Genomic DNA, 23,969 nt, shown 5'->3' with positions numbered 1-23,969 from the left:
ACACTTGCTTAATTTACCATCATTTTCTAACCGTTAATCAAGCAGCCCTGCAGTTATGATTTGATGATTTTCTTTAATGTAATCAATATCTTTAATATATGCTTTGTCATGACCATCGCGGATATTTGCCACAAACTGCGCGTTTCCTTGTTGAGCTTGCTGGTGCATAAAATCAACCAAGGTTTGCAGTCGCATCACCATAGTATCAACCAATAACTGGCGATCTTTTTCCAATAGCTGATAGGCATCGCAGAATAATCGTGTGCGTTGCACTTGCTCTGATAGTGAGCCCAGAGCGTCAACCGGATCAGTCTTAAATGGTGCGAAGCAATATACGCCGTACGCAACATCCCAAATTCTTGGCGCTGGATGAGCGGTATCAAAATCAAACACACCAGAGACTTGTTCGCCGCTAAGAGCGACGTTATAAGGCGAATAATCACCATGGCAGATAACTTCATAAGGCTCTCTAGACGGCAACATCCAAACTAAGTCCTCATGCTGATGCAGGGATAGAAAATCGGCTGAGGCATCATGCAAACGACGTAGCAACTTAGCAGCAGACTCAAGAGCCAACTCGCTGGCGATAGCGCCTTGCAACGGGTAGTCATAGCAATCACCTGAGACAAACGTCAGCACTTCATTGTACTCGCCTTCTACTGTCACTAAACGAGGACAATTCTCGATACCCTTATCGTGTAGATGTTGCAGCAAAAGATGCACCGTCGTAGACCAGCGGTTCAAAGGTCTTACTACCGTCTCATCACGCTTAACGATTTCACCATCGCGCCCAATAACCTGCTCTGACATAAGCTTACTCCCTACTTATCTCTATATTGGAGCCACAGTAATCTCGCTTATTCCCTCACTCAATCAACCCGTTACGATTCTTCTATTCAGTTCAATTTTTCTACTGCACTGACTCGGGCAAGAGTCGAATATATCGCTAATCAAATTATTCGATTTACATTGTAAACATCAGCATATAATTTACTGACAAAAGAAAAATTAACGCAGATTTAGATAAGGATTCATTTAATGCGTACACAACATTCGACTTGGGCTTATCAGCCTGAACAGCGTAATGTCTTGCTTGCTACTCAAACCTTGCCAACTCTTCTTGCAAATCAAGTATTGGTGCAAAATCAGGCGATAGGCATCAACCCTGTGGATTGGAAATTCATCCAAGCTAACCCTATAGATTGGCAAGAAGGGCATATTCCTGGCGTAGACGGCGCAGGCATTGTGGTTGCGGTTGGTGATGATGTAGATAAGGCTTGGTTAGGTCAACCTGTCGCTTATCACGCAGCTCTAGCTCAGCATGGTAGCTTTGCAGAGCACACCCCAGTTTATCTAAACCGCTTAATGAAACTACCAAAGGCGATGAGTGCAACTCTTGCCGCTGCGCTACCTTGCCCGATGTTAACAGCTTGGCAAGCGGTGGAGAAAATTCCACAAAAATCAGCACATCGAGTATTGATTTCCGGGCTCGGCGCGGTAACGAAGCTATTAGCGCAAATGCTGGTACAAAGAGGCTTTGTTGTCGATGTGATCTCTAAAAGCTGTACACCCGATCTTGCTCAAAAACTTGGGATAAACACTGTCTATCGCCAACTTGAGGATGTAGAGAATAAGTACTTTGCCGCGTATGATGCGGTCAGCCCAGAAAGTGCTGCTTGTTTAGTTTCGCAACTCAGAGCAAATGGTCATCTAGTCTGTATTCAAGGCCGAGTCGAACAGCCCGTTGATGCGCCTTTCACCACCAATATTTCTTATCATGAAATCGCCCTTGGCGCGCTGCATAACTTTGGTGACGAGCAAGATTGGGCGCAACTCATGAGTGATGGCGAAACACTATTAGCACAAGTTGCCTCTGGCTCTATCTTGGTAGAATCCCCGCAACAATTCCATTTCGACTCAATGCTCGATGCGCTTGAGCACAGTCAACACAGTAAACAAAAATCGGTGGTGACGGTTTAATTAACCGTAATAAGACTCAGACCCTGCGCTCTCAAAACCTAGGATTGAGAGCGCAGAACTCTTTGAATCAGTTCCAACTAAAGACCATCATCGTTTAAGCTGACAAAGCCGCTAAGAAAAAGTCCGTCGCTTGTTTGGCATGTTGCTTAATCTGTTGCTCATTTAAGTTTTGCATCCCAAGCAAAGCACCATTTCTCGGCGCGAGTAACATTGCTAGCCAAAGTTCCGTTTTATCAACGTGCTGCGGGAAATGCTGCTGCATAAAATCCGCTAATACTTGATCTGTCGAGTCTGGCCCCACTTCAAAGAAGCTTTGCACCATTTCGGGCGCTTGGACACTTTCGTTTACTAGTAATCGATAGGTTGCCAGATGCTCGGTTGAAAGGTGAAATTGAACAAAACCTTCAGCGAAACCAACCAGCGCCATACGAACGTCATTTTGTTGCAATGCTTCTACATATGACTGGTCGTGCTGGCTCGCAATATCATGCAGTGTCGCCTCAAACAACTCTTGTTTGGAAGCAAAGTAGCGATACAACGTCTGCTTCGTGATCTGTGCTCGACTCGCAATTCCATCCACGCTAGTCGCGACATAACCTTCCAAAAGAAAGCTCTCTCTCGCTGCGCTTAATATCGCCTGCTTTTTTCTTTGTCTATTCTGTTCAATCTTACTCATCAACTCAACTTGCTCAGTTTACTGCCAAATAACAATCATACTATACGGTATGATTTCTCTTGACTCAAGCAAGATACAAAATCATACTCGACAGTATGATTTGTTAATAAGAGTAATTCTCATGAACTTAACCAGTGACATGACCCAGCCAAACCCAACCCGCCGTCATGGTTTTTTGCTCGCGATTGGTGGCGCAATGCTAATGAGCTTAGATCCGATATTTATTCGCTACGCCAACGTCAGTGGCTTCGATACCGCTTTTTTATTTGGCTTATTCAGTGCTATCTCAATGCCGATCTTGCTTAAAATCAATGATAAACGCGGAATCAGACAAGCCGTCAAACAGAGCGGTTGGCCATTGCTGATTGCGGGGATACTTATAGTGGGGAGCGCTTCCGGCTTAGTATTTAGTCTCAAAAATACCTCGGTCGCGAACACATTTATCATCTTAAGTGCCACGCCAGCCGTCGCCGCGATGTTCAGTTGGCTAATGTTGAAAGAAAAGATCAACCACTCAACCATAGTGGCGATCATCGCAGTGATGACCGGTATTAGTGTGGTGGTTTCAGGATCATTTGGTTCCGGCTACTGGCTTGGTGATCTACTTGCCCTGTTCTCCGTGATCTGTCTTTCGCTAATGTTTACCTTACTACGCAAATTTCATCACGCTAGTCGCTTAGCTGCTGTTGGCTTAGGTGGATTGCTACTGGCAATCGTCATGTTTTTCTTTGCCGCTCCCAGCGAATATAGCTTAAAGACTTGGCTGATCATGGCTGCAATGGGATTGCTTACAGCACCGCTAGGACGCGTATTTTCAATGGTTGCCACGCGCTACATTACCTCTGCTGAAGTCTCAATGACATTAATGCTAGAAACGGTTCTCGCTCCAATTTGGGCACTCATTTTCTTTGCTGAAATACCAGCCAACGCAAGCTTAATTGGCGGAGCCATCATCTTAATCACTCTGTTTTTCTATAGCTTAATTTCAATGCGTGAGGAATAACGCCATGAATAATGTTTTAAACTACATCGGCTCCATCCAAACTCCTTTTGCAACCCTTGATGCATGTCCACATAACATCCATCAACATCAAAGCCCTTGCCGCATTCAGCTAGATCATCAATACAAAAGTGCTCTAACCGGTCTCGCGAAAGGGCAGCCCATTCTTATTCTTTACTGGCTTGAGCAGGCAAAGCGCGATCTCATGCTACAAAGTAGACAAGGACAACAGTTAGGCACGTTTGCACTCCGCTCACCACACCGTCCTAATCCTATAGGTGCGGCCATTCTTCCGATTGCGGAGATTGGTGAAGACTATCTGATCGTTAGAGGGTTAGATTGCTTAAACGGCACACCTTTACTCGATATAAAACCGGCAATTTATCAAGAGAGAAATGAGATATGAGAATTGAGAGTTATAGATCTGAAAATTTAAAACTACAGATGTGAGAATAGATGATTAGAGATGTGAGAGATCTTGAGAGTATAGAAACAGCGGTGATTTCAACTCACCGCTTTTTCCTTTTTACAGTGTAAACTCACTCAAAGAATCAGGTTAATCTCAACTTTTTAATGGTTGGCGCTGATATTTGCCATGCAAAACAATCATCAATATCGGCAGAACTGACAATAGATAAACTATCGCTAAGCTCAATGTACTGTCAGAAGTCACCCACCCTAAGAGTGCCACAATCACCGCACCTCCAACCATACGCAGGAAGCCATCCAGCGATGCTGCCAATCCTGCACAGTTCTCAAAAGGTTCTAGAGCCAATGAAATTGCCGCCCCTGACATCAAACTGAAACCACCACTGGCCATCGCAGCAACAGCAAAAAAACCATAAATATTAGCTGATGAAAACAAGATTAGCCCGATACCTGCCAGCGCGGTTAAACTCGAACCAACTAACACCGTGTGCTTGCGCCCCACTCGCTGGATTAATTTTGGTGCGAGCAAGCTAAACAAGATTTGTGCGCCGCCAATCGCCCCAAACAGAACAGAAAACATCACTTGGCTTAAGCCAGCTTCGACCATTGCAACACTTGGTGCCACAGCGACATAAGTTAATAATCCGGCAAAGCTAAGCATGTTCGCCACAGAATAGCGAACAAACGCTTTATTGCGGAAGATTGCTTTCACATCACAGGTCAGTATTTTGTTATTCTGAGCTAGGTTTGATACTGGCTTACTCGGCTTTTCCAAACTCACCCACACCGATAAAGCGAGTAGCGCGCCAATCGCGGTCATCATATAAAAACCGCCTTGCCAACCTAGCGCTGTCGCCAAGCCACTTCCAACCAGAGGCGCGATCGTCGGAATAGCACTGGTCACGCCACCGATATAGCTGAGTAATTTCCCCCCTTTGTTGCCATGATAGTTATCTCGCACCCACGCCATTGCGGTGATCATTGTGAACGAAGCGCCCAAACCTTGCAGAGCACGGGCAAAATATAACGTTTCAATCGTCTGTGAATAGATGGCAGTTAAGCTGCCTAATGCATAGATCAAGCTGCCGATCACCGCAGAAAATCGTCGTCCAAATCGGTCTGAAAGTGGTCCCGCGAGCAATTGACTGACACCCAGCACTAAAATATAGATCGAAATGGTCTGACGCATCGCGGCATCCGTGACAGAAAACACCTCGATCATCTGAGGAAACGACGGCAAATAGACGTCAATTGCCAAAGGTCCCAGAGGCACCAATGAGAAAATGATCAGCAGTGGTAACAGCTTGCTATTTGCCATCATAAAACCCTCTTATTGAGCAAAAATTGGCGTGTATAGCGCAACACCGCTAAGCCGAGAAATCGTCTGCAAGTAAGCAGTAATTGAGCTAGACATCGTTAGCTCACCAATCATGGTCAAATTGCGTAACTCAGCGAATAACGCGATATCATCAATCGTCAAATCACGTGATTGGTTAGCTGCACTAGCCAAATCCAATTGTTGGCTAATCTCAAAGAGTGCCTGCTCAAGCGCTGGAAGATACATTGAGGTTTGCGCTAACAACTGATCTAAGCTAGTGCCAAACATTTCCTGACGTGATTGCGTAAACATGGTAACCGCGCTCTCAGTAGCAAGCTCAGGTAGGTTTAAATGCAGCATACGCGGATAGCATAACTGAGCGGTCAGAGGCTTAAGCTGCGCCAAAATTTGCTCCAGTTGCGAAGAAAGTTGATAGCTGGCTAGATAAGGCTGAGAAAGTGAATCTAACCTTTGCAGAATATCTAAGCTTTCTGTCATCAGCTCTGTGCCGCTTTCAGAATTGGTATATTCGAGGATTGGAACCGTAAATTGAGTCAGTTTATCTGCGACTTGCTGCGGTAGTTCACCAAGGGCAAACGGCATTAGTTCAACATCAAGCTTCTTTAAACCAATCAATGTTTTTACGCGAACGCAGTAAGGACAGCTATCAAATACATACAATTTCATCATGATCTCTCTTTCAAAATGGGCAGTAGCGACGCTCATTAACGTCGCTATATGTTGGCGAGAGCAAAGATAATACCTATACTATTTGGACACAATTAGCACAAATATCACTTAACAATATACAAATAGTATCGAATGGATAAATACCGAAACATGCAGCTGTTTTGCACCGTTGTCGATCAAGGCAGTTTTGCAAAAGCGGCAAAATCTTTGAAGCTCACACCGGCGATTGTCGGTCGCCATATCGCGGCATTAGAGAATCAACTCGGCTTTGTTCTGCTCAATCGTACAACGCGCAGTATGCAGTTAACCCCTGGAGGCAGAGGCTATTATGAGGGAGCAAGAGCGATCTTGAATGAGATCGATGCACTGGAAGATTCGCTTAGCAGCACTCACCAAGTGAATCCGACGGGGTTGATCCGCCTATCTGCGCCCGATGCGATGGGACCAATATTGATGCAAGCGATCAAATTGTTTCGTCACGACTATCCAAACATTCGCTTTGATCTGGTACTTGCCAACCAACAACTTGATCTTATTAAACACGAAATCGATCTTACCTTTAGATTCGCCTTTGAATTACAGGACTCATCTTACATCGCAACCAAGTTAGGTCAGACAACGATGGGGCTCTATGCGTCGCCTGGTTATTTGCAATTACGCGGTACACCAACCAATCTTGCCGATCTCGAGCAACATGATTGTTTGCATATGGGAACAAATCGCTATGGTGACAACTGGATCTTGAGCGTTGATGGTAGGAACGTTACTTTTAGACAGCCGTGGATCGCGGTCATCTCAGATACTCATACCTTAATCCAAGCCGTGATTGATGAAATGGGCATCGTCATGCTGCCAAAAATATTTGTCAGCCAGCCTTTATCCAAGGGCGAATTAGTCGAGATTAAAGGGATTGCTGAATTTCCGCCTGTTGGAATTTATGGGATGTATCCTACGCGCAAACACATCCCTTATCGCCTCTCGCTGTTTTTAGATCATCTTAAACAGTGGATGCCACATAACCTGCCGAATATTGTTTAGATAGCATTTGTGTGGCGTTTTTAACTATCTCAGGCGCACGAAGTGATTTTGCACCAAACAATCTAGGAAACGTTCAGTTGCAACGTGGGTAAATTTAAGTGGGGCGGCTAACTCACCAAACAGTGGCACCCCGCCGCCCAACACCACAGGAATAGTGGTAATGATCATCTCATCAATCAGATCTTGTTCAAGGAAGTTTTGCACCGTCTTACCACCATCGATGTAAAGATGTTGATATCCTTGCTGATTAAGCTCTGCCACCACCTGCTTTAGGTCACCTTTAACTAAAAACACCTTGTCTTGATACTCACTTGGGATCGACGACAGTGTATTGCTGAGCACAAATACCGGTTTGGTATAAGGCCAATCGCAATCGAAGCTCGCCACCATTTCAAAGGTATTTCTCCCCATTACTAGCGCATCAACCTGCTGCATAAACGCAGCGAAACCAAAATCCGAGCCGTCGAGATTCGGATTCGGGGTATCGTGCAACCAATCAACCTGGTTATTCTTATCAGCGATGAACCCATCAATACTTGTGGCGATATAAACAATATTAGACACAGCAATACTCCGGTAAATTAGTTGGCAAAGAGAAGGAACTTTTCTATAATTTCTACACTGTAGAATTAAAGTGTATTAGTTGATCCCGATGAGTGTCAAGAACAAGAGTAGAGGACGACCTAGTGGCGTGACCGGTCGTTTAAACCGTGATTCGATCATGATTCAAGCCAAACGCATGATGCTTGATCAAGGTAAAGTGCCAAGTATCCGCAACTTAGCCGCTGAATTAGACGTCGATGCCATGGCGATTTATCACTATTACGCCAATAAAAATGATCTGCTTGAGTCGATCACAGTGTCACTGATCGATCAGATCTACCAACCGCAACAAGGTGCGAGTTGGCAGCAAGAACTCAATCGCCTCGCCTGGAGTTATTTAGAACTCTTACAGCGTTACTCAGGGCTATTAGATACCTTGCTGTCGATGAAGTTGGAGGGACCTGCAAATCGCTTTGAACAGCATTTTAACGCCATTGTCGATGAACTAACGTTGCCGGAAGAACATCAACAAAACGCGCTGCATTTGCTGGTGGATTATCTACATGGTGTCGCGTTGGCGATGAAGTGCAATCAAACTCAGGTCAAAATCACGCTAGAAATGATTGAGGGACCGTTAAATCTTATTTGCGACTCCATATATAGAAAGGATGTTTAAACGCTCTAGAAGGCGTTTGGGAGCGCTATGCGGGCATATTAAGCCTGCATAGCCGCTGCTAGAGAATTTGTCGCCCATCAATCGTTGAGGTTTCGTACCATTTGCCCGGCGATTTGCTCAAACAGTTCAAGCTGCTTAGCGCTCAAGTCTGCGGTCATTTTATCATGCAGCTTAGTATCCACACTGGCTATCTGGCTCACTATCGCTTGACCACTCTCGGTTATTTTTAAGCACTGGCTGCGCTTATCTTGCGGATTCGGGCGTTTTTCAATCAACTGCTTTTCAATTAAGGTGTTAAGCAATCGCGTGACCTGCGCTTTATCACGAGACAAAAAGCCGGCTATATCGACAGCCGTGCAGTTCGGTTGATGGGTGACTATCTTCAAAACCCTGACATGCATCGGCGCGATATCCAAATCCAACTGCTCTATCTGCTCATGTAAATTCCGCTTCAAACTGTGCACTAAGTGAAACAGAGTTTCTAACGATTTTTCATCAGCCATTTTATACCCTCAAAATATAGTTGACTTTATCAACCAAAACACTATAGTTGACATTATCAACTTAATTAACGGTTATTGCAATCTTTCCAGTCACTGCGAACAACCAAGTTGTAGAAATATCGCCCGAAACCAGTTTTAAAAATGAGAGCATAAGATGATTGAGAAAATTCGCCGAGAAAAACGTTACCGCGTCACTATCGAAGAAATTTCGACCAATGACGAATCTATTCAACGCACTGAATTTGAACACTACGATCGAGAAGACCTGTTTAATACCATAGATAAACTCAAACAAGGCACCGATCTAGAAACTAATACCGCGACCAAAGTCGCCGTTGCACTACGCCTACTTGGACCAACAATGATGGCTCATCGTAAACATCCTTTGTTTGCTGAGTTAATGCCGCACTTTAAAAACTTTATGCATAACCTAAAAACCACAATTAAACAAAAACTCAAAGCACAAGATGCTTAAGCGCCAGTTATGATTAAGGGGCAATAATGCCCCTAATTCTCAATTCTCACCAAAACTATATCGCCGTCTAACTTCGACGACTTCCACCGTGTAGGATTGATACCATCTCTCTTGGCCAAATTGCTGCGCAATCTTGTGCTGGCTATCTTGATGCCAATTGCGAATATCTTCTTCACTGTTCCAATAAGAAATCGCAATTTCTTGCTCCTCTTCTGTGACGGCAATAAAGTCTTGGCAATGGTAGTGAGCAAACGCCAAATCACGCATCACGTTAACCATCTCACCATAATGCTCGTCTTGCTCGCCCACCTTAGCTTTAAATATCACTGCAAACATTCACTATCCATCCTTACTGGTTCGCTTTATCTCTGACTCATGACCAAGTTGGCACTTGATAGCGCAAGCAGCGCTGCACAACTTCGATTAAATAGTTTGCTCATTTGCGGCTTAGCAAACCAATGACGAAGATACAAACCAGCCAAGGCATAAATGCTAATTGTGATGATTTCCAAAACAAGAAATGTTGCACCCAAAATGACGAACTGCTGACTAATACTTTTTAGCGGATCAACAAATTGTGGAAGAAAGGCTGTAAAGATTAAGATGGCTTTGGGATTCCCTGCCGCCAGAAAAAACTCTTGCCGCAACAGTTGCCACTGACTTGCTGGTGTTATCTCTGTCGAAACCAGCGAAGCTTTTGAGCGCCAAAGACCAACCGCAATCCAAAATAGGTAGAGCGCTCCAATTACTTTGATGACGAGAAAGAGTGTTTCAGACGCATACAAGATGATGGCAAGCCCAGAGGCAGTTAGTGTAATCATACCAGCGAAAGCAATAATGCGTCCCATACCGGCAATAAGTGCCGCTCTAAAACCAAAGCAGCGGCCGTTATTCAACGCCATCAAATTATTTGGACCCGGCGTCATATTCAGTGCAAAACAGGCGGGAATAAAAAATAGTAACTCCACTCAACCTCCTTGTTATTGAGTTTACATTGTAAATTTCACAGCGAGGTTACCTCTCAGCTTTTACCTCAGTGATCGCTTTTTCCACTCGTCCTCACGCATCGCCAAAACAACGGTATCCCACCACTGTTGTTTGAAATAACGATGATGAACAAAACAAGCTTCTTGACGCATACCTAAAGCGAGGCACAGTTTTACTGCTGGCAAGTTTTTGCTGATGGTTTCAGCATAGACTCGATGAACGCCTAAGGTTGTGAAAGCGAACTCTAGGATCGCTCGTACCGCCTCGCGCATTATTGCTTTGCCTTGATAGCAGGTTTTCAACCCGAACCCTAACGATGCCTGATGCTCTAACTCGAGCCGTAAACAAACGATACCGATAAATTCACCAGACGTTTTGCATGTTATTGCTAATTGATAGGCTTTCCTTGGACTCTCTTGTGACTGAGCAATAAACAGCTGTGCAAGATGGCGGTAGTGTTCTGGTCGGCAATCAGCTTCACTATAAAAACGCTGATATTCTTTATCTTGTAAAAGTCCGACAAATAGCTCTGCATCGCTAACAAGCATATCGCGAATAGTTAAGCGTTGAGTTTGAATCTCAAACATTGTGTCTATACAAACAAATGAACGTGCGCTCACTATGGCAGCGAGAGAATCAAGGTTCAATGTTGATAACGAACACCGAGAGTGAGATCGACATTCCCGCGGCGATAACCGCAAATTGCCTTGTATGAAAGTGCCATAGAGTTAGAAATTAGAACGAAGGGGGAACATCACCTCGTCATCTCACGAGGTGATTTACATTGTAAATAATTTAACGTGAGGCGGGGAAACGATGAGGCGCGTCAAAACGGTACAGCGCTGCAACCTGTTTTCCATCTTTACTGTACTCGAGAGACTCACATAACTCGCTCGCCAAAACAATCCCTCTTCCGTAAGGTAGGAGCTGCGATTGTGGCTTAGGATATTGCTGATAGTCAAAACCGACACCATTGTGCTCAAGTACCATTAACAAGCTGTGTTGTTCTGGCTGGTAGTCAATATTCAATTTCAACCATGCGTCATCAGTGAGTAAAGCCAACTTCTCTTCGCGCTGCTGATAAAACAAAAAGAAGCCCTCAGGCTGCTCTTTTATCGCGCTATCCATTTCTAGCAATCCATGATCAACCGCATTGGTAACCAGTTCCGATAACACCGAGCAAACTAAATCAAGATGCGGTCCGCCAAAAATTACACCGGATATAAAGCGACGAATATCATTCATTAAACTGGTCTGGCGAATGACGTTTGCCGGGAACTTCAATTGTGATTGAATCGGTAAATGACTGATAAAGTCCCCCCGCTCCACCTCAATTGTGCTTTTGTCGCTAGAGATCGGAAACTCCATGGAAAGAATCGACAAATCATCGTCGACATTCTTCTGTGCAAACTCTCGCACTGATTGGTATAAGGTTGGAATGGCTGATCGTCCGGAGCGTAGAACTTTCTCCAAGCGCTCTTGACCAAACAGTTCTCCCTGCGCGTTGACCGCTTCAATAACCCCATCCGTGTAAGCTACAATTCTCTGATGAGGCTCTAACTTGAGGTGAACCAAATTAGCTTCAAACTCTGCTGCAGATTGCACCCCCAAAGGCATATGTTTTGACTCAAGACGGCGAACGATTTGACCATCTTGATCAAGAATATAAGCATCGGGCAATCCCCCTCCCCACCAAGAAACTTCAAAACCACTGGCACGTATTTCGAACACACTCGCAGCGAGCATCATACCTGCAGGAAGAAATCGGGTTAAAACGTCATTGATCTCGGCAACAATCTCTCCCAGCGCCAGTCCTTTTACTGCCATGGAAAAAAACGCCCGTGTTGCCGGTATAGCAGATATAGCGGCTGGCAAACCATGTCCGGTCGCGTCGGCGATCATCACATACACGCCACCATGGGGGCGATTAGCAACGACAATCAGATCACCATTGAATATCGTTGAAGGCGTTGAGATGTAATCAATGCCGTAGACATGCTTAACTTGCGCGCTCATCTCATCTTTAAGGTTAGAGAATATAGATTCGGCAATTGCGTAGTCATAGCGCACCTGTTCGTGAAACAAGCTCAATTCATCACGTTGTGCCATCACTTCATTGTGCATAGTTACGATTCGATAGTGAGCTTGTACCTTTGCCAAGAGCACGCTACTTTCAACAGGTTTAAGTACGAAGTCATCGCCTAATGATAAACACCGTTCAAAGGAATCGTGATCATCTAGGACGGTTAGAAAGATTATCGCAATGTGCTGCTCGGGGAATGCAGACCGAATTTGCTGGGCGGTGACAAAACCATTTTGCTCCGGCATCATCACATCGAGCAAAACAATATCGGGTAAGGCTGCCATTTTTTGCATCTCTTCAACCACGCCAGCGCCACTGGCATAGGTGTCAATTCGAGACGTCACATGGCTGAGCATCAAACGACACAGCTCTCGATTTGTCGCTTGATCATCAATTATCATGATTCGCATCTTGTCACCTCACTCAATCCGAAACTTTTTATCGAATCGAGATATCGCCAGAATTTTACGTACCTGCGGTAATGTATTGGTGAGACGTATCGAACCATCGTGCTGGGCGAGGTAATTTTGCATATTGATTAATATGCCGAGACCCGCACTATCTATGTAGTCGACTTTACGTAAATCAATCGTGTATGCGTAGTCACGCTTGTCTGCGTAGCAGCGCTTAAAATCGTGTATTAAGTTGAAGCCAAAGGCACCTTGAACAAAAATAGTGACTTGCTTTGACTCGTTGTCAATTTCTGATGTTACAGACATGAGTCCCCCCTCTCGGCTGCCAATCTAGGCGAATAGTAAGCGGCTTGAGTAGAGTGTCGAAATATCCGAAACCCGATATGTCAATCAACGCAAATCTTGAGTTGTGGTTAATTTTAGGCGTCACACTCTACCAATCAAATAAAACTAGTTGCTTATTGTTTGAGTGTAGGAAGAAATGCACATTAAGCAACAAGGTTTATTTTATAAAATCAACCTTGAAGGGAGTTAGATGGGAAGATGTACTTGGATATCAGAAATGTAGAACTACAAACAGCGAAAGGAAATATTGCACCACAACAACTAACAATACTATCAGTTAGAGGATTTACAGTGTAAAACGGTATTCACTTTACACTGTAAATGGGTTTATCTATTAAGAAGCGTCGTGAGCTCACTTCTCAATTGTTGTTCCACTTGCTTACGCCCTGCTAAGCCAAACTCTTTGGCACATTCACACCAACTCCATTGCTGAACACATTTACGTATGGATAATGCTCTTTCGCTAGACATACTATCCCGCCATATTCTTGCGGCGATAACAGCCACGACATTTTCATAGCTGCTGCCACCACAGGCGTAGTTATTTAAAATTCGCTGTTCTAAAGTAGGAGCGAACGACACAGACGAATTACCTTCTTGAGCAAGACCACATATCAAATCAATATCAATATCTCGATACAGATCGGTCACTTGAAATTGAAACTGAGCTGAGAACAACTCAGCAGCTTCATCAATCCAAGTCTGTGCTCCTTTCACCATGATGATAGAGTAACATCCACTAGCTTGGTCTCGTTGGCTACCAAGTTTCACTACTCGATACCCACAGCGTAGCCAAAAGGACAATAGCTCGTAGGTCACACCAAAACTCGTTGAGAGAAACTGGTACTGAGTTGCTTGCTCTAACTGCGACAAAATAAGCTGCCCAACTTGGTTTCGTTGCCACTCTGGATGAACGGCGATTCGCATCACTCTTAAACTACTAGCAATGCCAGGCTCAGAACTCGCCAACTGAGTGACCAGAGATGAAGCAACTAATTGACCTTTAGGACGTCGCTTACCTGCAATGATATTGTGAACAAGCTCTTGCTCTAATCCGCCTTCTTCCACTGCGATAATACATGCGACACATACATCGGACTCAAACACGGCAAATAATTTTATTGCCGGATCAGACAGCAGTAACATCAAATCATTGGGCGTAGTTTGATAATGAGCATTCACCAGTAGCGCGAAACACTGCTGCAATTGATTAGGATTATTCAAGAGTGTCAGTTTATCGAGTTGGACTAACTCCAATTTGGCGTCAGAGCTAAACTGCGATGCCGGTAAATCAGTATTCAATAAGAAAGTCTGATATTGCCATTTTTCCAACGGGTCTTCATCAGCCCAGCGAATTGGTGTCTGCATATGGAAAAAACGACAGCCAGGGCGATGTTGTTCCAGCCAAGCTTGAAACTTAAGGCTAAAACCGCGACCACAACCTTCATAACCATGAATCGTGGAAGAGAATACGGTGCGATGAAACTTAGCCACCATGGATTGCAGCATAGGTAAAGGAATCGCAGCCGCCTCATCAACCAAAAGTAAATCGCACTCAAACTCCCCTCTTACCACTTCATCCGGTGCGATAAACTGAATAGAAGAGTTTTGCCAGTTGAGCTTTAACTTGCTTCTCTCTGCACCTTTAAGTAGGCGTGCAGCGTGGTCAAATAATGGCGTTACGTTACCAATGTTTGGTGAGGTCACCACCACATGTATATTTCGCTCTAACATCAGTTGTGCTGAGGCAATACCAAGCGCACTGGTTTTTCCGCGCCCACGATCTGCCGTCAACACGAGTGGACGGCGACGATGACCTGTGACTACCTTCTTAATCAATCCAATCGCCTGCTCTTGAGCAGCAAAACTCGCACTCTCTGTAACATCACAACTTGGCATAGATGGTAATGAAGGTAGTGGCTTTCCTTGCTCAATAACGAGTAGTTGCTGAAGCGCGCGGTCTAACCACTGCTGAGCGGCATTTCCCTCCGGTTGCCCGGAATGAAGAAAGATAGCAAGCCCTCCCCCACACAAGGTACCCAAAATCGAAGTGATGCTGTTGGCATCAAACTCTGCTCTCAAGTCACAGACTAACAAATGACATTCATGTCCCAGCAATTGTTGACCTTTACTCATCGAGCGCCATTGCTGCGAATAAGTTTTTGCTTCGCCGCCTAATTGAAAGCAATCGCCTTCAACCATCTGTGAAGCGGCAAAGCACAACTGTTGCTGCCAATTCTCTTCACCACGAAGTACGATCCCAAAACGGTGATGGCTTACTTGTGCAACTTTCAGGAGTTGTGCAAAAAATGATTGCTCGGATAACATAACTTTTAATAACCAGAGATGAGTTATCGCTAGTATATACCCAACCGCGCTTTAGATGCAGAGCTGCACGCTGATTATGGAAGGTTTAAATGGAAAGACAGAAATGAGATTTCTATTGAGCAGCAATACCAAACGACAGATACAAAAAAGCCGCTTTAGTCAGCGGCTCTTAATCACAATCAATCAGGGTTTAATTCAACTTTTCTTCTAAGAAAGAGAGAATGTCCTGCATGGTTTTCTCATCAATCTTTTTCAGATTTAGCGCCAAATTAGCCCCCTTACGGCTGTAGCTTACGCGACCTTTAATCAAATCGACTTTACTACTTACCGCTCGTTTGCTTGGCGAGAGTTCTTCAACCCAAGACTCAATCATCTCAGAAACGTCTTTAGTAATACGAGCGACACCCTGAGCGTTGCTGCGCTGCCACGCAAAACCTTGGTCATCACGACATTTCTTCAGCAACATACCTTTGTCTGCATGGCTTAATTGAGAAAACTGCTTGTGCAGCTTAACGATCGTCGGACGACCTAAATCAGCAACATTTGGGTACGCTTGTAAAAGCTCAAGAGGTAAATCTGCCGCTTTAAGTGCACCGCTGACTAATGCTTCACTGCATTGGAACATTTTCGCCAGTGCTTTTTGGTCTTCTGCTTCTCCGCTTGCTAGCTTTGTTTGCATCTCTTTACCTTTCTCATAAAGAGAAAGTGGTTTGTGCGCGTTCGCAACATCGGATAGAAACTTAGCATGCTCAGCATTGATATTTTGCGCGACATAAACCAAAAAAGGCTTACCCGCCAAAATACATGACATGCGACGACGGCTACCATCGAGTACTTCAATCTTGCCATCAGCACGCATACGACCAACAGCTGGATATTGTTGACCACGCTCGCGTAGCGTAATCAAAACATCAGATAATGCATGTTCGTTTAAAAATGATTGCTCACGAGCGTTATCAGCAAAAACGACGGTTTGGCTCTCAACTTGATCCGCTTCAATACGAGTCAGTTTAAATTCAACCATCTCTTCGCCAGCAACTGACAGCTCAATCACGTGAGCCTGCTCTTTCGCTGCTTGCTGTGCTTCCTGTACGGTAGTCGCAACGCGTTTGTTGGTCTTGCCAAATAATCTAGCGTTTAAATCTGAAGTTTTAATTGCCATGAGTTAATTACCCTTGGTTTAGTGAATTCCAATGACTATGCAGCACACGCTCTAATTCCAACGCGCTCTTTTGCACGGCGTCTTGAGCGGTAGCTAGGGTCTTTTTACCCCCTTCAAAGTCACTGGTTGTTAAATCAAAAACAGTACTGTAAGTGTCTGCACAAGTCTCAAAAGCACGGCTACGTGGAATCGTCGCCATCATCACTTGATCACCCAGCAGATAGTTCATCTCGGTTAATACCGAGACTTGTTTCTTGTTGTCATCTTCAAACATAGTCGGCATTAAACGCACAAACTCGAGACCTTTCCAATCATCCGGGAACATTTCGTAAACCGTAGGAAGGTGCTGGAAGAAGTTAACTGTTGAAGCCCAGTCTAGACGTTTTGCTGCACATGGGATCAACAACGCGTTTGAAGCGTACATTGCGTTCCATACAAGAGGGTCAACGTGAGGACCTGTATCAATCATTATAATGTCAAAATCATCGGCGATTTTGTCGATAAGCTTTTCTTTAAGAAGCTTAACAATATCGAGCGATTGGTTTTGCGATAGGTTTTGCCAAGCTTCAGCATTAAACATCGCGTCTTCAGGGAAAGCGGAAACCGTCTTTAGATTAGGATACTGAGTTGGTAGCAACACATTTTTGTGTAAAAACTCATTGGTGATCTCCACGCCGTCAGGCACGTTTTCCAACATAACATCGACAGCAGAGTAAATGTTGTCGTGATCAGTTAGGCTGATTTGTGGGTTTAAAAATAGACGCAGAGAACCTTGTGGATCCAAGTCAATAAGACAGATACGGTAGCGCTTGTCCAGGTTCAACGCTAAGCAAGCCGCTAAATGCACCGCAGACATTGATTTGCCCGTACCACCCTTTTGGTTCTGTACGTTGATGATCCACGGTTTATTAGCTGAGTTTTTCTTACGTTCAAAAAACTTTGGTACGCCTGCCGCGTCCATCAGCATATGTGCTTCTTGCAATGAAATTGAGTAATGGTTGGCATTGTTCTTAGTAAACTGATGACCATCCGCTTCGAGCTTGCTAATCGCTTCATCCAATTTACGACGAGTCAAACCTGAACGAGTTTCCATGAGTGCTTTTGACATTGGAGGAAAGTGTTCGTCACTTCGTTCTTCCAACACAATCTCGATACGGTCCGCTTGAACCTGTGCTGTTTGTTCTGCTAGCTGAATGAGATTCTCAATTGTTTGTTCTCTTTTCATCGCCAAATTCCATTATTAGTAACCTGCCAACATTGTACAGCACTTAATGCTTTTTACAATAAAAAGGTGAACATACTACTATCGATAAGTATCACATTAAATTGAGATATTTTTAGCCTTTTAATGATTTTTTAAACTAATTAGTCATTTTTTACCCAATAAATCCGTTAAGCTTTACGCTGAAAATATTGAATTACAAAAGTGTTACCGTGTCACTTATTTACAATGTAAAAAATCGATATTGAGTGAGTTTTGTGCAGAAATCTCGGAACGATTATAAACTCTCGACAAATTACGGTCGGTGTCAAATGGACTTGAGTAATTTCATGCAAAAATGGCCAACGTGGAAAATCATCATGAAATTAGCGACTTGATCGCTGTTGGTTTGCAATGCAAGTAGACGTCATTACGAAAGCATGATCAAGGTGGCTATGATGATCATGCTTTCGTGTGTACAACCCATTTTTGGAAAGATGATCAAGGCAACTTACCAATGAAACAACCATTTCTGGTGGTCAATACATATAGATCAAGATTAGGATCAATGATCAAGGTGTTTATTGTTCCGGAAGCATGTAAAATCTAGTCTTAATTACGGTCAAATGCAGATGAATACTAGCTTTGAGCTAAATACAGCTAAGAACTAGGGCGAATCGAGCAAACCAAGTAAGTGGGAAGCATAATCGACAAAAGCCTTGATCATGCTTTCATGATTTTGTTTCTATTGCCGAAAACATACTTTTTCCGAGCTAAATATGATTTTCAATTAGAAAATCGATGAATAATGAATCAAAACCACTTAAAATAGGCGCTCTCCTTGATCATCGTTGCGAAAAACTGACCGCGAATGAAGCGACATCCCGAGTGAAATAACCAGATGGTACAGATAGCCCTGTGGATAAGGTGTGCAAGCATGATGATCATGCTTCGTAGACATCGTTGATCATTGATTCATAAAACTCATGATCATCGTTTCTTATCTTTTTGATCATGCTTTCTGCTCAACTATGATCATGTTTTCGTTCTTATCATGATCATGCTTTCAGATGGGCTATTTTTTACTTCTTAATATTCAATCACTTGAAAGCAAAAAACCATTCAGATCAATAGATCATATAATCAATTAAGATCAATATAATCAGAAAGATCAGTTTAGAAGAGCAATAAGTTTTTTCTTTATTTATGATCTTTTTTTCTTTATTCTTCTGGAACTATAACGATATTACGGCTTATGTGACACGGATCCAGAAATGAGCTCAGAAGAAAAAATACTGATCAAAGCCCCTCGCAGTCATAAGGATGGACATCTTTTTGAAGTGTCAGAAACAGCCGTAGACTGGATCGAGCAGTACCAACACTTTAAAGGTGTTACCAAAAGCATCGTCGAACTTCTCAATTTGATCTCTTTACGCGGCTTCCGTAGCAAAGACGGTTTAGTTTCAACGACAGAGTTGATCGAAGCGACAGATGGACAGATCACGCGTGCCGCAATTCAGCAACGCCTGCGCGCTGCCGTAAGTGTTGGTTTATTCGATCAAATTCCAGTTAAGTTTGAAGAAGGCTTAGCAGGTAAAACCATGCTGCATAAGTTTGTTAATCCAAACAAACTGATTTCAGCATTAGGTGCCACCAGCTTGGTCACTGAAAGCGTCAAGCAAACGGAAAAGAAAAAACGCTCGAAAGCCCTAGCGCAAACTCAAGTCAATAAACGCCTGTTAAACGAATACGGTTTGAACACTCCGCCAGCAATGAAAGATGAAGCGGACCAGTTCGTGGTTTCTCCAACCAATTGGGCGGGTATTATCGATCAAGCCTTAGCGCCACCAAGAACACGCAAAAATTACCAAAAATCGATGGTTTCGATCTCGGGTACGCGCGCGGTGATCGAAACACGATCATCAAAAAACATCATGACAGTCGATGATTTGATGACCCTGTTTGCTTTGTTCACGCTGACGGTGCAATACCACGATCATCACCAGCACCAATATCAGCTCGATGCCAAACAGACGCCGAATAAAACGCCGCTCTACATCACAGACATTTTATCATTGCGTGGCAAAAAAGACAGTGGACCGGCACGCGATTCAATTCGTGACAGTATCGACCGCATCGAGTTTACCGATTTTCAGCTACACGAGCTTACTGGTCGTTGGCTGAGTGAGAACATGCCAGAAGGCTTCAAGAGTGACCGTTTCCGTTTCCTAGCTAGAACCATTACGGCATCTGAAGAAGCGCCAACCGAAGGCGCAGATGGTGAAATTCGTATTAAACCAAACTTATACATCCTGGTTTGGGAGCCTTCGTTTTATGAAGAGCTGTTGACTCGAGATTATTTCTTCTTGTTCCCACCAGAAATCTTGAAGCAGCATACCTTGGTCTTCCAGCTTTACAGTTATTTCCGTAGCCGTATGTCACGCCGACATACCGATGTGATGCTGTTGAGTGAACTGAACCAAAAGTTGGCACGCAATATCGAATGGCGCCGTTTCTCGATGGATTTGATCCGAGAGTTGAAACGCCTTTCTGATGGTAAAGGATCGGACGATCTTTTTGTCGTCAATTTGTGGGGCTATCACTTAACTATCTCGGCGATTTTAGAGAAAGGTAAGATCAGCGATTACCAAGTCGATATCAAATGCGATGTGGAAGAGGTACTGCGTTACTCACGTGCGCGAACCACCAATGCCGGCAAACGCAATATGGCGCCGACGTTGCCAAACCCATTACGCAATGAGATGGTCACACGTCAGCAATTGGATGAGCTGTCACAAATTATCGATGGTGAGTTTGAACCAATTCAGCGTAAAGAACGTTCGCCAAAGGGGAATTTAGGTCGTCGAGTTAAACAACGTAAGCACTTAGTTGAGATAAATGCTGACGAAATTACCATAACCCTATCGAAATATACCTCTGAGGAGGCGCTAGAACGCAGTATAACGGCTTTAGCGGCAATGACAGGGCATTCCCAAGGATCAATCCGAGAAGAGTGTCTAGAGCTCGTTGACAAGCTTGATTGGTTACGCGTGGGTGAAGATCCGATCCCATATGAGACGTTGAGTAAAATGGTTGAGCTGTATAATGCGCAAAGCGATAACAAGCATTTATCGATTGAGCGCTTGATCGCTGGTTTAGCGGTAAGACGCAAAGTATGTAAGCAAGTGATGGATGGGCATCTTGATGACTCGGTGTTTAGAGCATTAGACGAAGTCGCGATCTGATCATTTGAGCAGCGCATTAAATAAACCGTTTTACTACATTGCGCTGACAAAGCACTGACAATATCACGGCGTCAAACGATATGATTAATCACGAATAGACAACCTTTTGTCCTTTCTGATGAAATTTAAGGATACTTCCTATCCTTTAGATTGGCTCATATTGTTACATTCATTCTGAATTGTTCGCGAGTTCTTATGAACTCGCTTTTTTTTGCCTAAATTTTGTTGTTTAACCTTGCATTAGAGTCAAGATATCCGCTGTAGCTTGCTTGGGATCATTGGCGTGACTGATCGCAGAAACTAAGGCGAGTCCATCGACGCCTGTTGCGCTTAGTTGGCGGATGTTAGATAGGTTGATGCCACCAATTGCGACAACTGGCAAATTGGTTTGATTTAGCGCGAGTTTTAACCCTTCAATGCCCCAATGTTTTTGCGTATTGGTCTTGGTTGCAGTGGCAAAGATCGCACTTAAGCCGATGTAATCAATTGGTAATTGATCGGCGACTTTTAGTTGAGCCTCATTTTCGATCGACAAGCCTAAGATTTTATCGTCACCAATTAACTTGCGCGCGATCCTCGCTGGAAGATCACTTTGCCCTAAATGAACGCCGTCGGCATCAACCGCTAAGGCGACATCGACGCGATCATTGATAATCAGTGGCACTCCAGTCCCTTGCAGTATTTGCTTTACTGCCATAGCTCGCTCAATAAATGCGCGGACATCGCCATGTTTTTCACGCACTTGCACCATGGTGATGCCACCAGCGACAGCTTGCTCGATAACATGCAATAGCGTTGCTAGATCCTGTTTTTCGTCAGTAACCAGATATAAACGGTAGGGGTTCATAACACATCCTAATTGCGCTCCTACTGATGCAGCAGGAGCAACTGAGTAAAATGGACTAAGCGTTTTTGCTCATTTGCAGCTTGAGTCGCTCGACTAAATCAGCGGGTTTAAGTTGGTAGAGAGTATCAAGCAGTGTGAGTTGTAGACTGCCAGGACCACGAGCTTGCTCAGCGGCAATTTCACCAGCGACACCCAGTACTGCAGTGGCAGCTAATCCAGTATCATCACCAATCGCTGCAAACGCGCCTGTAAGCGCCGTTAGGGTGCAACCCATCCCAGTGACATACGGCATCATGGCGTGCCCGTTAGAGAGTGTTACAATGCGGTTTTCTGTGACGATGTAATCGGTCTCTCCGGAAATCACCACATTGGCGCCATACTCTTTAACCAGACATTTTGCTGCGCCAAGGGCGGCATCACTGCTGTCGAGTGCATCAACCCCTTTGCTTTGTGCTTGCTCGCCTGCGAGGGCGATGATTTCTGATGCATTGCCGCGAATGATCAGTCTGTTGGCGAGGCGGGCTAACTGGCGTGAGGTTGCGGTTCTGAGGTTGCTTGCGCCGCAACCCACAGGGTCGAGCACCACCGGTTTGTTATTGCGGTTGGCTTGTTCAACCGCAAATGCCATTCTTGGCGTCCAAACACTGTCTAAGGTGCCGATATTGATTACCAGCGCTCCGGCAAACGAAAGCATTTCAGCCATTTCTTGTTTTGAGTGCGCCATGATTGGTGAGGCGCCAATGGCCAATAACGCATTGGCAGTATTATTCATTACCACGTAGTTGGTGATATTGACCACCAGCGGCTTTTGCTGACGAACGGCATCTAGGGCTTGGGTAATTTGTTCAATTAGCATCGATATTCCTTCTTGCACTGAATTAGGCAGGGCTGGTAGTTGTTAGTGACCGCTCGTATGAGCAAAGAAGTGGTGAACAGGACCATGCCCTTGACCCACTTCCAACTCATCGGCTTGTGCTATCGCTTGAGAAATATAGTGTTTGGCGAGTTTTACCGCGGCAGTTAACTCATGACCTTGCGCGAGGTAAGAGGCGATTGCAGAAGAGACTGTACAGCCTGTGCCGTGGGTATTTTTGGTTTGATGGCGTTTAGCGCTAATAAGCTCCGCCGCAACAGCCGTGATCAGCAGATCATTGCTGTTGCGATCCTTTTCTAAATGCCCGCCTTTAAGCAGTACTGCTTTCGCACCAAGGCTACGTAGATCGTCGATCATCACGGTCATTTCACTTTGTGACTGCGGTACGGATAGGTTGGTCAGCGCTGCCCCTTCCGGTAAGTTTGGGGTAATGATATCGGCAAGAGGTAGCAACTCGCTTTTTAGGGTTGCAATGGCTGATTGCTCAAGTAGTAAGTCACCACTGGTTGCCACCATCACGGGATCCACCACCAAAAACTTCGGTTGATATTGTTTAATCTTATTGGCGACGACTTTGATAATATCGGCATCAGCCAACATACCGATTTTGATCGCAACGATATTGAGATCGCTAAATACTGCATCGAGTTGGCTCTCAACGTGCGCCAAAGGAATCGGGAAAATGGCGCTGACGCCTTGAGTATTTTGCGATGTGATAGCGGTGATGACCGAACAAGCGTAACTGCCGGTGGCTGAAATCGCTTTAATATCCGCTTGAATGCCTGCGCCACCGCCGCTGTCTGAACCTGCAATGGTGAGCACGATGGGAGTGTGAGATGAAGCTTTGCTGCTTGGTTTGTGGCTGGTTTTCGCCATGATCGCTCCTATTAGCTGACGAATAGGAACTGACTTTGCCTTGCGTGGATGCGTTCAGGTCGGTGGACCTGTCCTGCAGGAAAAAATAACTGGCAAAGTGATGATAGTTCCCTACGTCAGTGTTAACTGAATCAGGTTCAACGGGTCTCGAATTTCGATCTCAGCCTCAGCAATGTCTGCCTTGGCACCCCGACTATGTAGTGACGATACTATCAGCTCAATATGTTCAGCACTACTGGAACATGGCGTTAATCTTTGTTTGAATAGTAAATATTATGGT

Annotated in this window: 24 protein-coding genes and 1 riboswitch; of the genes, 7 read left to right on the top strand and 17 right to left on the bottom strand. The window is 44.5% G+C overall.

Annotated features, from left to right (window positions below):
- Positions 1-33: 33 nt before the first annotated feature.
- Positions 34-810, bottom strand: a complete 777-nt coding sequence (locus tag DPF93_RS04095; RefSeq protein WP_114764951.1) for a phosphotransferase enzyme family protein — start codon at positions 808-810, stop codon at positions 34-36.
- Positions 811-1,038: 228 nt separating this feature from the next.
- On the opposite strand from DPF93_RS04095, the gene DPF93_RS04090 reads away from it, so the two are divergent.
- The gene (locus DPF93_RS04090) at positions 1,039-1,980 is read left to right on the top strand and encodes an alcohol dehydrogenase catalytic domain-containing protein (RefSeq protein WP_114764950.1); all 942 of its coding nucleotides are present in this window, start codon (positions 1,039-1,041) and stop codon (positions 1,978-1,980) included.
- Positions 1,981-2,074: 94 nt separating this feature from the next.
- Here the strand turns inward: DPF93_RS04090 and DPF93_RS04085 are convergent, their stop codons facing one another.
- The gene (locus DPF93_RS04085; protein ID WP_114764949.1) at positions 2,075-2,656 is read right to left on the bottom strand and encodes a TetR/AcrR family transcriptional regulator; all 582 of its coding nucleotides are present in this window, start codon (positions 2,654-2,656) and stop codon (positions 2,075-2,077) included.
- Between the two features lie 121 nt (positions 2,657-2,777).
- On the opposite strand from DPF93_RS04085, the gene DPF93_RS04080 reads away from it, so the two are divergent.
- Together DPF93_RS04080 and DPF93_RS04075 are read left to right on the top strand one after the other, a co-directional pair.
- Positions 2,778-3,659, top strand: a complete 882-nt coding sequence (locus tag DPF93_RS04080) for a DMT family transporter (RefSeq protein WP_114764948.1) — start codon at positions 2,778-2,780, stop codon at positions 3,657-3,659.
- A 4-nt stretch (positions 3,660-3,663) separates the two neighbouring features.
- Positions 3,664-4,062: a TrmO family methyltransferase domain-containing protein gene (locus DPF93_RS04075; RefSeq protein ID WP_114764947.1), complete on the top strand. Its 399-nt coding sequence runs from the start codon at positions 3,664-3,666 to the stop codon at positions 4,060-4,062.
- Between the two features lie 156 nt (positions 4,063-4,218).
- Here DPF93_RS04075 and DPF93_RS04070 read toward each other — a convergent pair whose 3' ends face one another.
- Both DPF93_RS04070 and grxB read right to left on the bottom strand, forming a co-directional pair.
- Complete coding sequence (locus DPF93_RS04070) at positions 4,219-5,406, bottom strand: multidrug effflux MFS transporter (protein ID WP_244204669.1); 1,188 nt, start codon at positions 5,404-5,406, stop codon at positions 4,219-4,221.
- Positions 5,407-5,415: 9 nt separating this feature from the next.
- Positions 5,416-6,093, bottom strand: coding sequence for a glutaredoxin 2 (gene grxB, locus DPF93_RS04065; RefSeq protein ID WP_114764946.1), 678 nt, complete (start codon positions 6,091-6,093; stop codon positions 5,416-5,418).
- 132 nt (positions 6,094-6,225) lie between these two features.
- Between grxB and DPF93_RS04060 the strand changes: the two genes are divergently transcribed.
- A complete protein-coding gene (locus DPF93_RS04060) occupies positions 6,226-7,131 on the top strand; it encodes a LysR family transcriptional regulator (RefSeq protein ID WP_208638759.1) in 906 nt (301 codons plus the stop codon).
- Between the two features lie 24 nt (positions 7,132-7,155).
- Here the strand turns inward: DPF93_RS04060 and DPF93_RS04055 are convergent, their stop codons facing one another.
- Positions 7,156-7,695, bottom strand: a complete 540-nt coding sequence (locus DPF93_RS04055; RefSeq protein ID WP_114764944.1) for a dihydrofolate reductase family protein — start codon at positions 7,693-7,695, stop codon at positions 7,156-7,158.
- Between the two features lie 88 nt (positions 7,696-7,783).
- Here DPF93_RS04055 and DPF93_RS04050 point away from each other — a divergent pair, with 88 nt between their 5' ends.
- Positions 7,784-8,350: a TetR/AcrR family transcriptional regulator gene (locus DPF93_RS04050; RefSeq protein WP_114764943.1), complete on the top strand. Its 567-nt coding sequence runs from the start codon at positions 7,784-7,786 to the stop codon at positions 8,348-8,350.
- A 77-nt stretch (positions 8,351-8,427) separates the two neighbouring features.
- Here the strand turns inward: DPF93_RS04050 and DPF93_RS04045 are convergent, their stop codons facing one another.
- Positions 8,428-8,853: a MarR family winged helix-turn-helix transcriptional regulator gene (locus DPF93_RS04045; RefSeq protein WP_114764942.1), complete on the bottom strand. Its 426-nt coding sequence runs from the start codon at positions 8,851-8,853 to the stop codon at positions 8,428-8,430.
- Positions 8,854-9,007: 154 nt separating this feature from the next.
- Between DPF93_RS04045 and DPF93_RS04040 the strand changes: the two genes are divergently transcribed.
- Positions 9,008-9,328, top strand: coding sequence for a DUF3861 domain-containing protein (locus tag DPF93_RS04040; RefSeq protein WP_114764941.1), 321 nt, complete (start codon positions 9,008-9,010; stop codon positions 9,326-9,328).
- A 39-nt stretch (positions 9,329-9,367) separates the two neighbouring features.
- Here DPF93_RS04040 and DPF93_RS04035 read toward each other — a convergent pair whose 3' ends face one another.
- From DPF93_RS04035 to DPF93_RS04000, 8 genes are all read right to left on the bottom strand, one after another.
- Entirely contained in the window at positions 9,368-9,664 is a 297-nt protein-coding gene (locus tag DPF93_RS04035) for an antibiotic biosynthesis monooxygenase family protein (RefSeq protein ID WP_114764940.1), read from the bottom strand.
- Positions 9,665-9,690: 26 nt separating this feature from the next.
- Positions 9,691-10,254, bottom strand: a complete 564-nt coding sequence (locus DPF93_RS04030) for a LysE family translocator (RefSeq protein WP_114765153.1) — start codon at positions 10,252-10,254, stop codon at positions 9,691-9,693.
- Positions 10,255-10,356: 102 nt separating this feature from the next.
- Positions 10,357-10,902, bottom strand: a complete 546-nt coding sequence (locus DPF93_RS04025) for a GNAT family N-acetyltransferase (RefSeq protein ID WP_114764939.1) — start codon at positions 10,900-10,902, stop codon at positions 10,357-10,359.
- Positions 10,903-11,110: 208 nt separating this feature from the next.
- On the bottom strand, positions 11,111-12,808 hold the full coding sequence (locus tag DPF93_RS04020) for an ATP-binding SpoIIE family protein phosphatase (RefSeq protein WP_114764938.1): 1,698 nt from the start codon (positions 12,806-12,808) through the stop codon (positions 11,111-11,113).
- Positions 12,809-12,817: 9 nt separating this feature from the next.
- Complete coding sequence (locus DPF93_RS04015; protein WP_114764937.1) at positions 12,818-13,117, bottom strand: STAS domain-containing protein; 300 nt, start codon at positions 13,115-13,117, stop codon at positions 12,818-12,820.
- Positions 13,118-13,483: 366 nt separating this feature from the next.
- The gene (locus DPF93_RS04010; RefSeq protein ID WP_114764936.1) at positions 13,484-15,484 is read right to left on the bottom strand and encodes a tRNA(Met) cytidine acetyltransferase TmcA; all 2,001 of its coding nucleotides are present in this window, start codon (positions 15,482-15,484) and stop codon (positions 13,484-13,486) included.
- A gap of 190 nt (positions 15,485-15,674) precedes the next feature.
- The gene (locus DPF93_RS04005) at positions 15,675-16,646 is read right to left on the bottom strand and encodes a ParB/RepB/Spo0J family partition protein (RefSeq protein ID WP_114764935.1); all 972 of its coding nucleotides are present in this window, start codon (positions 16,644-16,646) and stop codon (positions 15,675-15,677) included.
- 7 nt (positions 16,647-16,653) lie between these two features.
- Positions 16,654-17,871, bottom strand: coding sequence for a ParA family protein (locus tag DPF93_RS04000; RefSeq protein ID WP_114764934.1), 1,218 nt, complete (start codon positions 17,869-17,871; stop codon positions 16,654-16,656).
- A gap of 1,250 nt (positions 17,872-19,121) precedes the next feature.
- On the opposite strand from DPF93_RS04000, the gene DPF93_RS03995 reads away from it, so the two are divergent.
- Positions 19,122-21,092 (top strand): replication initiator protein RctB domain-containing protein, encoded by a 1,971-nt coding sequence (locus DPF93_RS03995; RefSeq protein ID WP_114764933.1) that lies wholly within the window; start codon positions 19,122-19,124, stop codon positions 21,090-21,092.
- Between the two features lie 229 nt (positions 21,093-21,321).
- Here the strand turns inward: DPF93_RS03995 and thiE are convergent, their stop codons facing one another.
- Genes thiE through thiD form a run of 3 tightly spaced genes read right to left on the bottom strand, consistent with a single transcriptional unit; the run spans position 21,322 to position 23,689 of the window.
- Positions 21,322-21,939, bottom strand: coding sequence for a thiamine phosphate synthase (gene thiE, locus DPF93_RS03990; protein WP_114764932.1), 618 nt, complete (start codon positions 21,937-21,939; stop codon positions 21,322-21,324).
- 55 nt (positions 21,940-21,994) lie between these two features.
- On the bottom strand, positions 21,995-22,795 hold the full coding sequence (gene thiM, locus DPF93_RS03985) for a hydroxyethylthiazole kinase (protein ID WP_114764931.1): 801 nt from the start codon (positions 22,793-22,795) through the stop codon (positions 21,995-21,997).
- A 42-nt stretch (positions 22,796-22,837) separates the two neighbouring features.
- Complete coding sequence (thiD, locus tag DPF93_RS03980; protein WP_114764930.1) at positions 22,838-23,689, bottom strand: bifunctional hydroxymethylpyrimidine kinase/phosphomethylpyrimidine kinase; 852 nt, start codon at positions 23,687-23,689, stop codon at positions 22,838-22,840.
- A gap of 91 nt (positions 23,690-23,780) precedes the next feature.
- Positions 23,781-23,891: riboswitch (TPP riboswitch) on the bottom strand.
- Positions 23,892-23,969: the final 78 nt, after the last annotated feature.

Origin of the sequence: Vibrio rhodolitus (assembly GCF_003350325.1) — a bacterium.
Lineage (GTDB): Bacteria > Pseudomonadota > Gammaproteobacteria > Enterobacterales > Vibrionaceae > Vibrio > Vibrio rhodolitus.
Note: the sequence above shows the minus strand (reverse complement) of the source record. Positions and strands in the feature narration are given on the sequence as shown.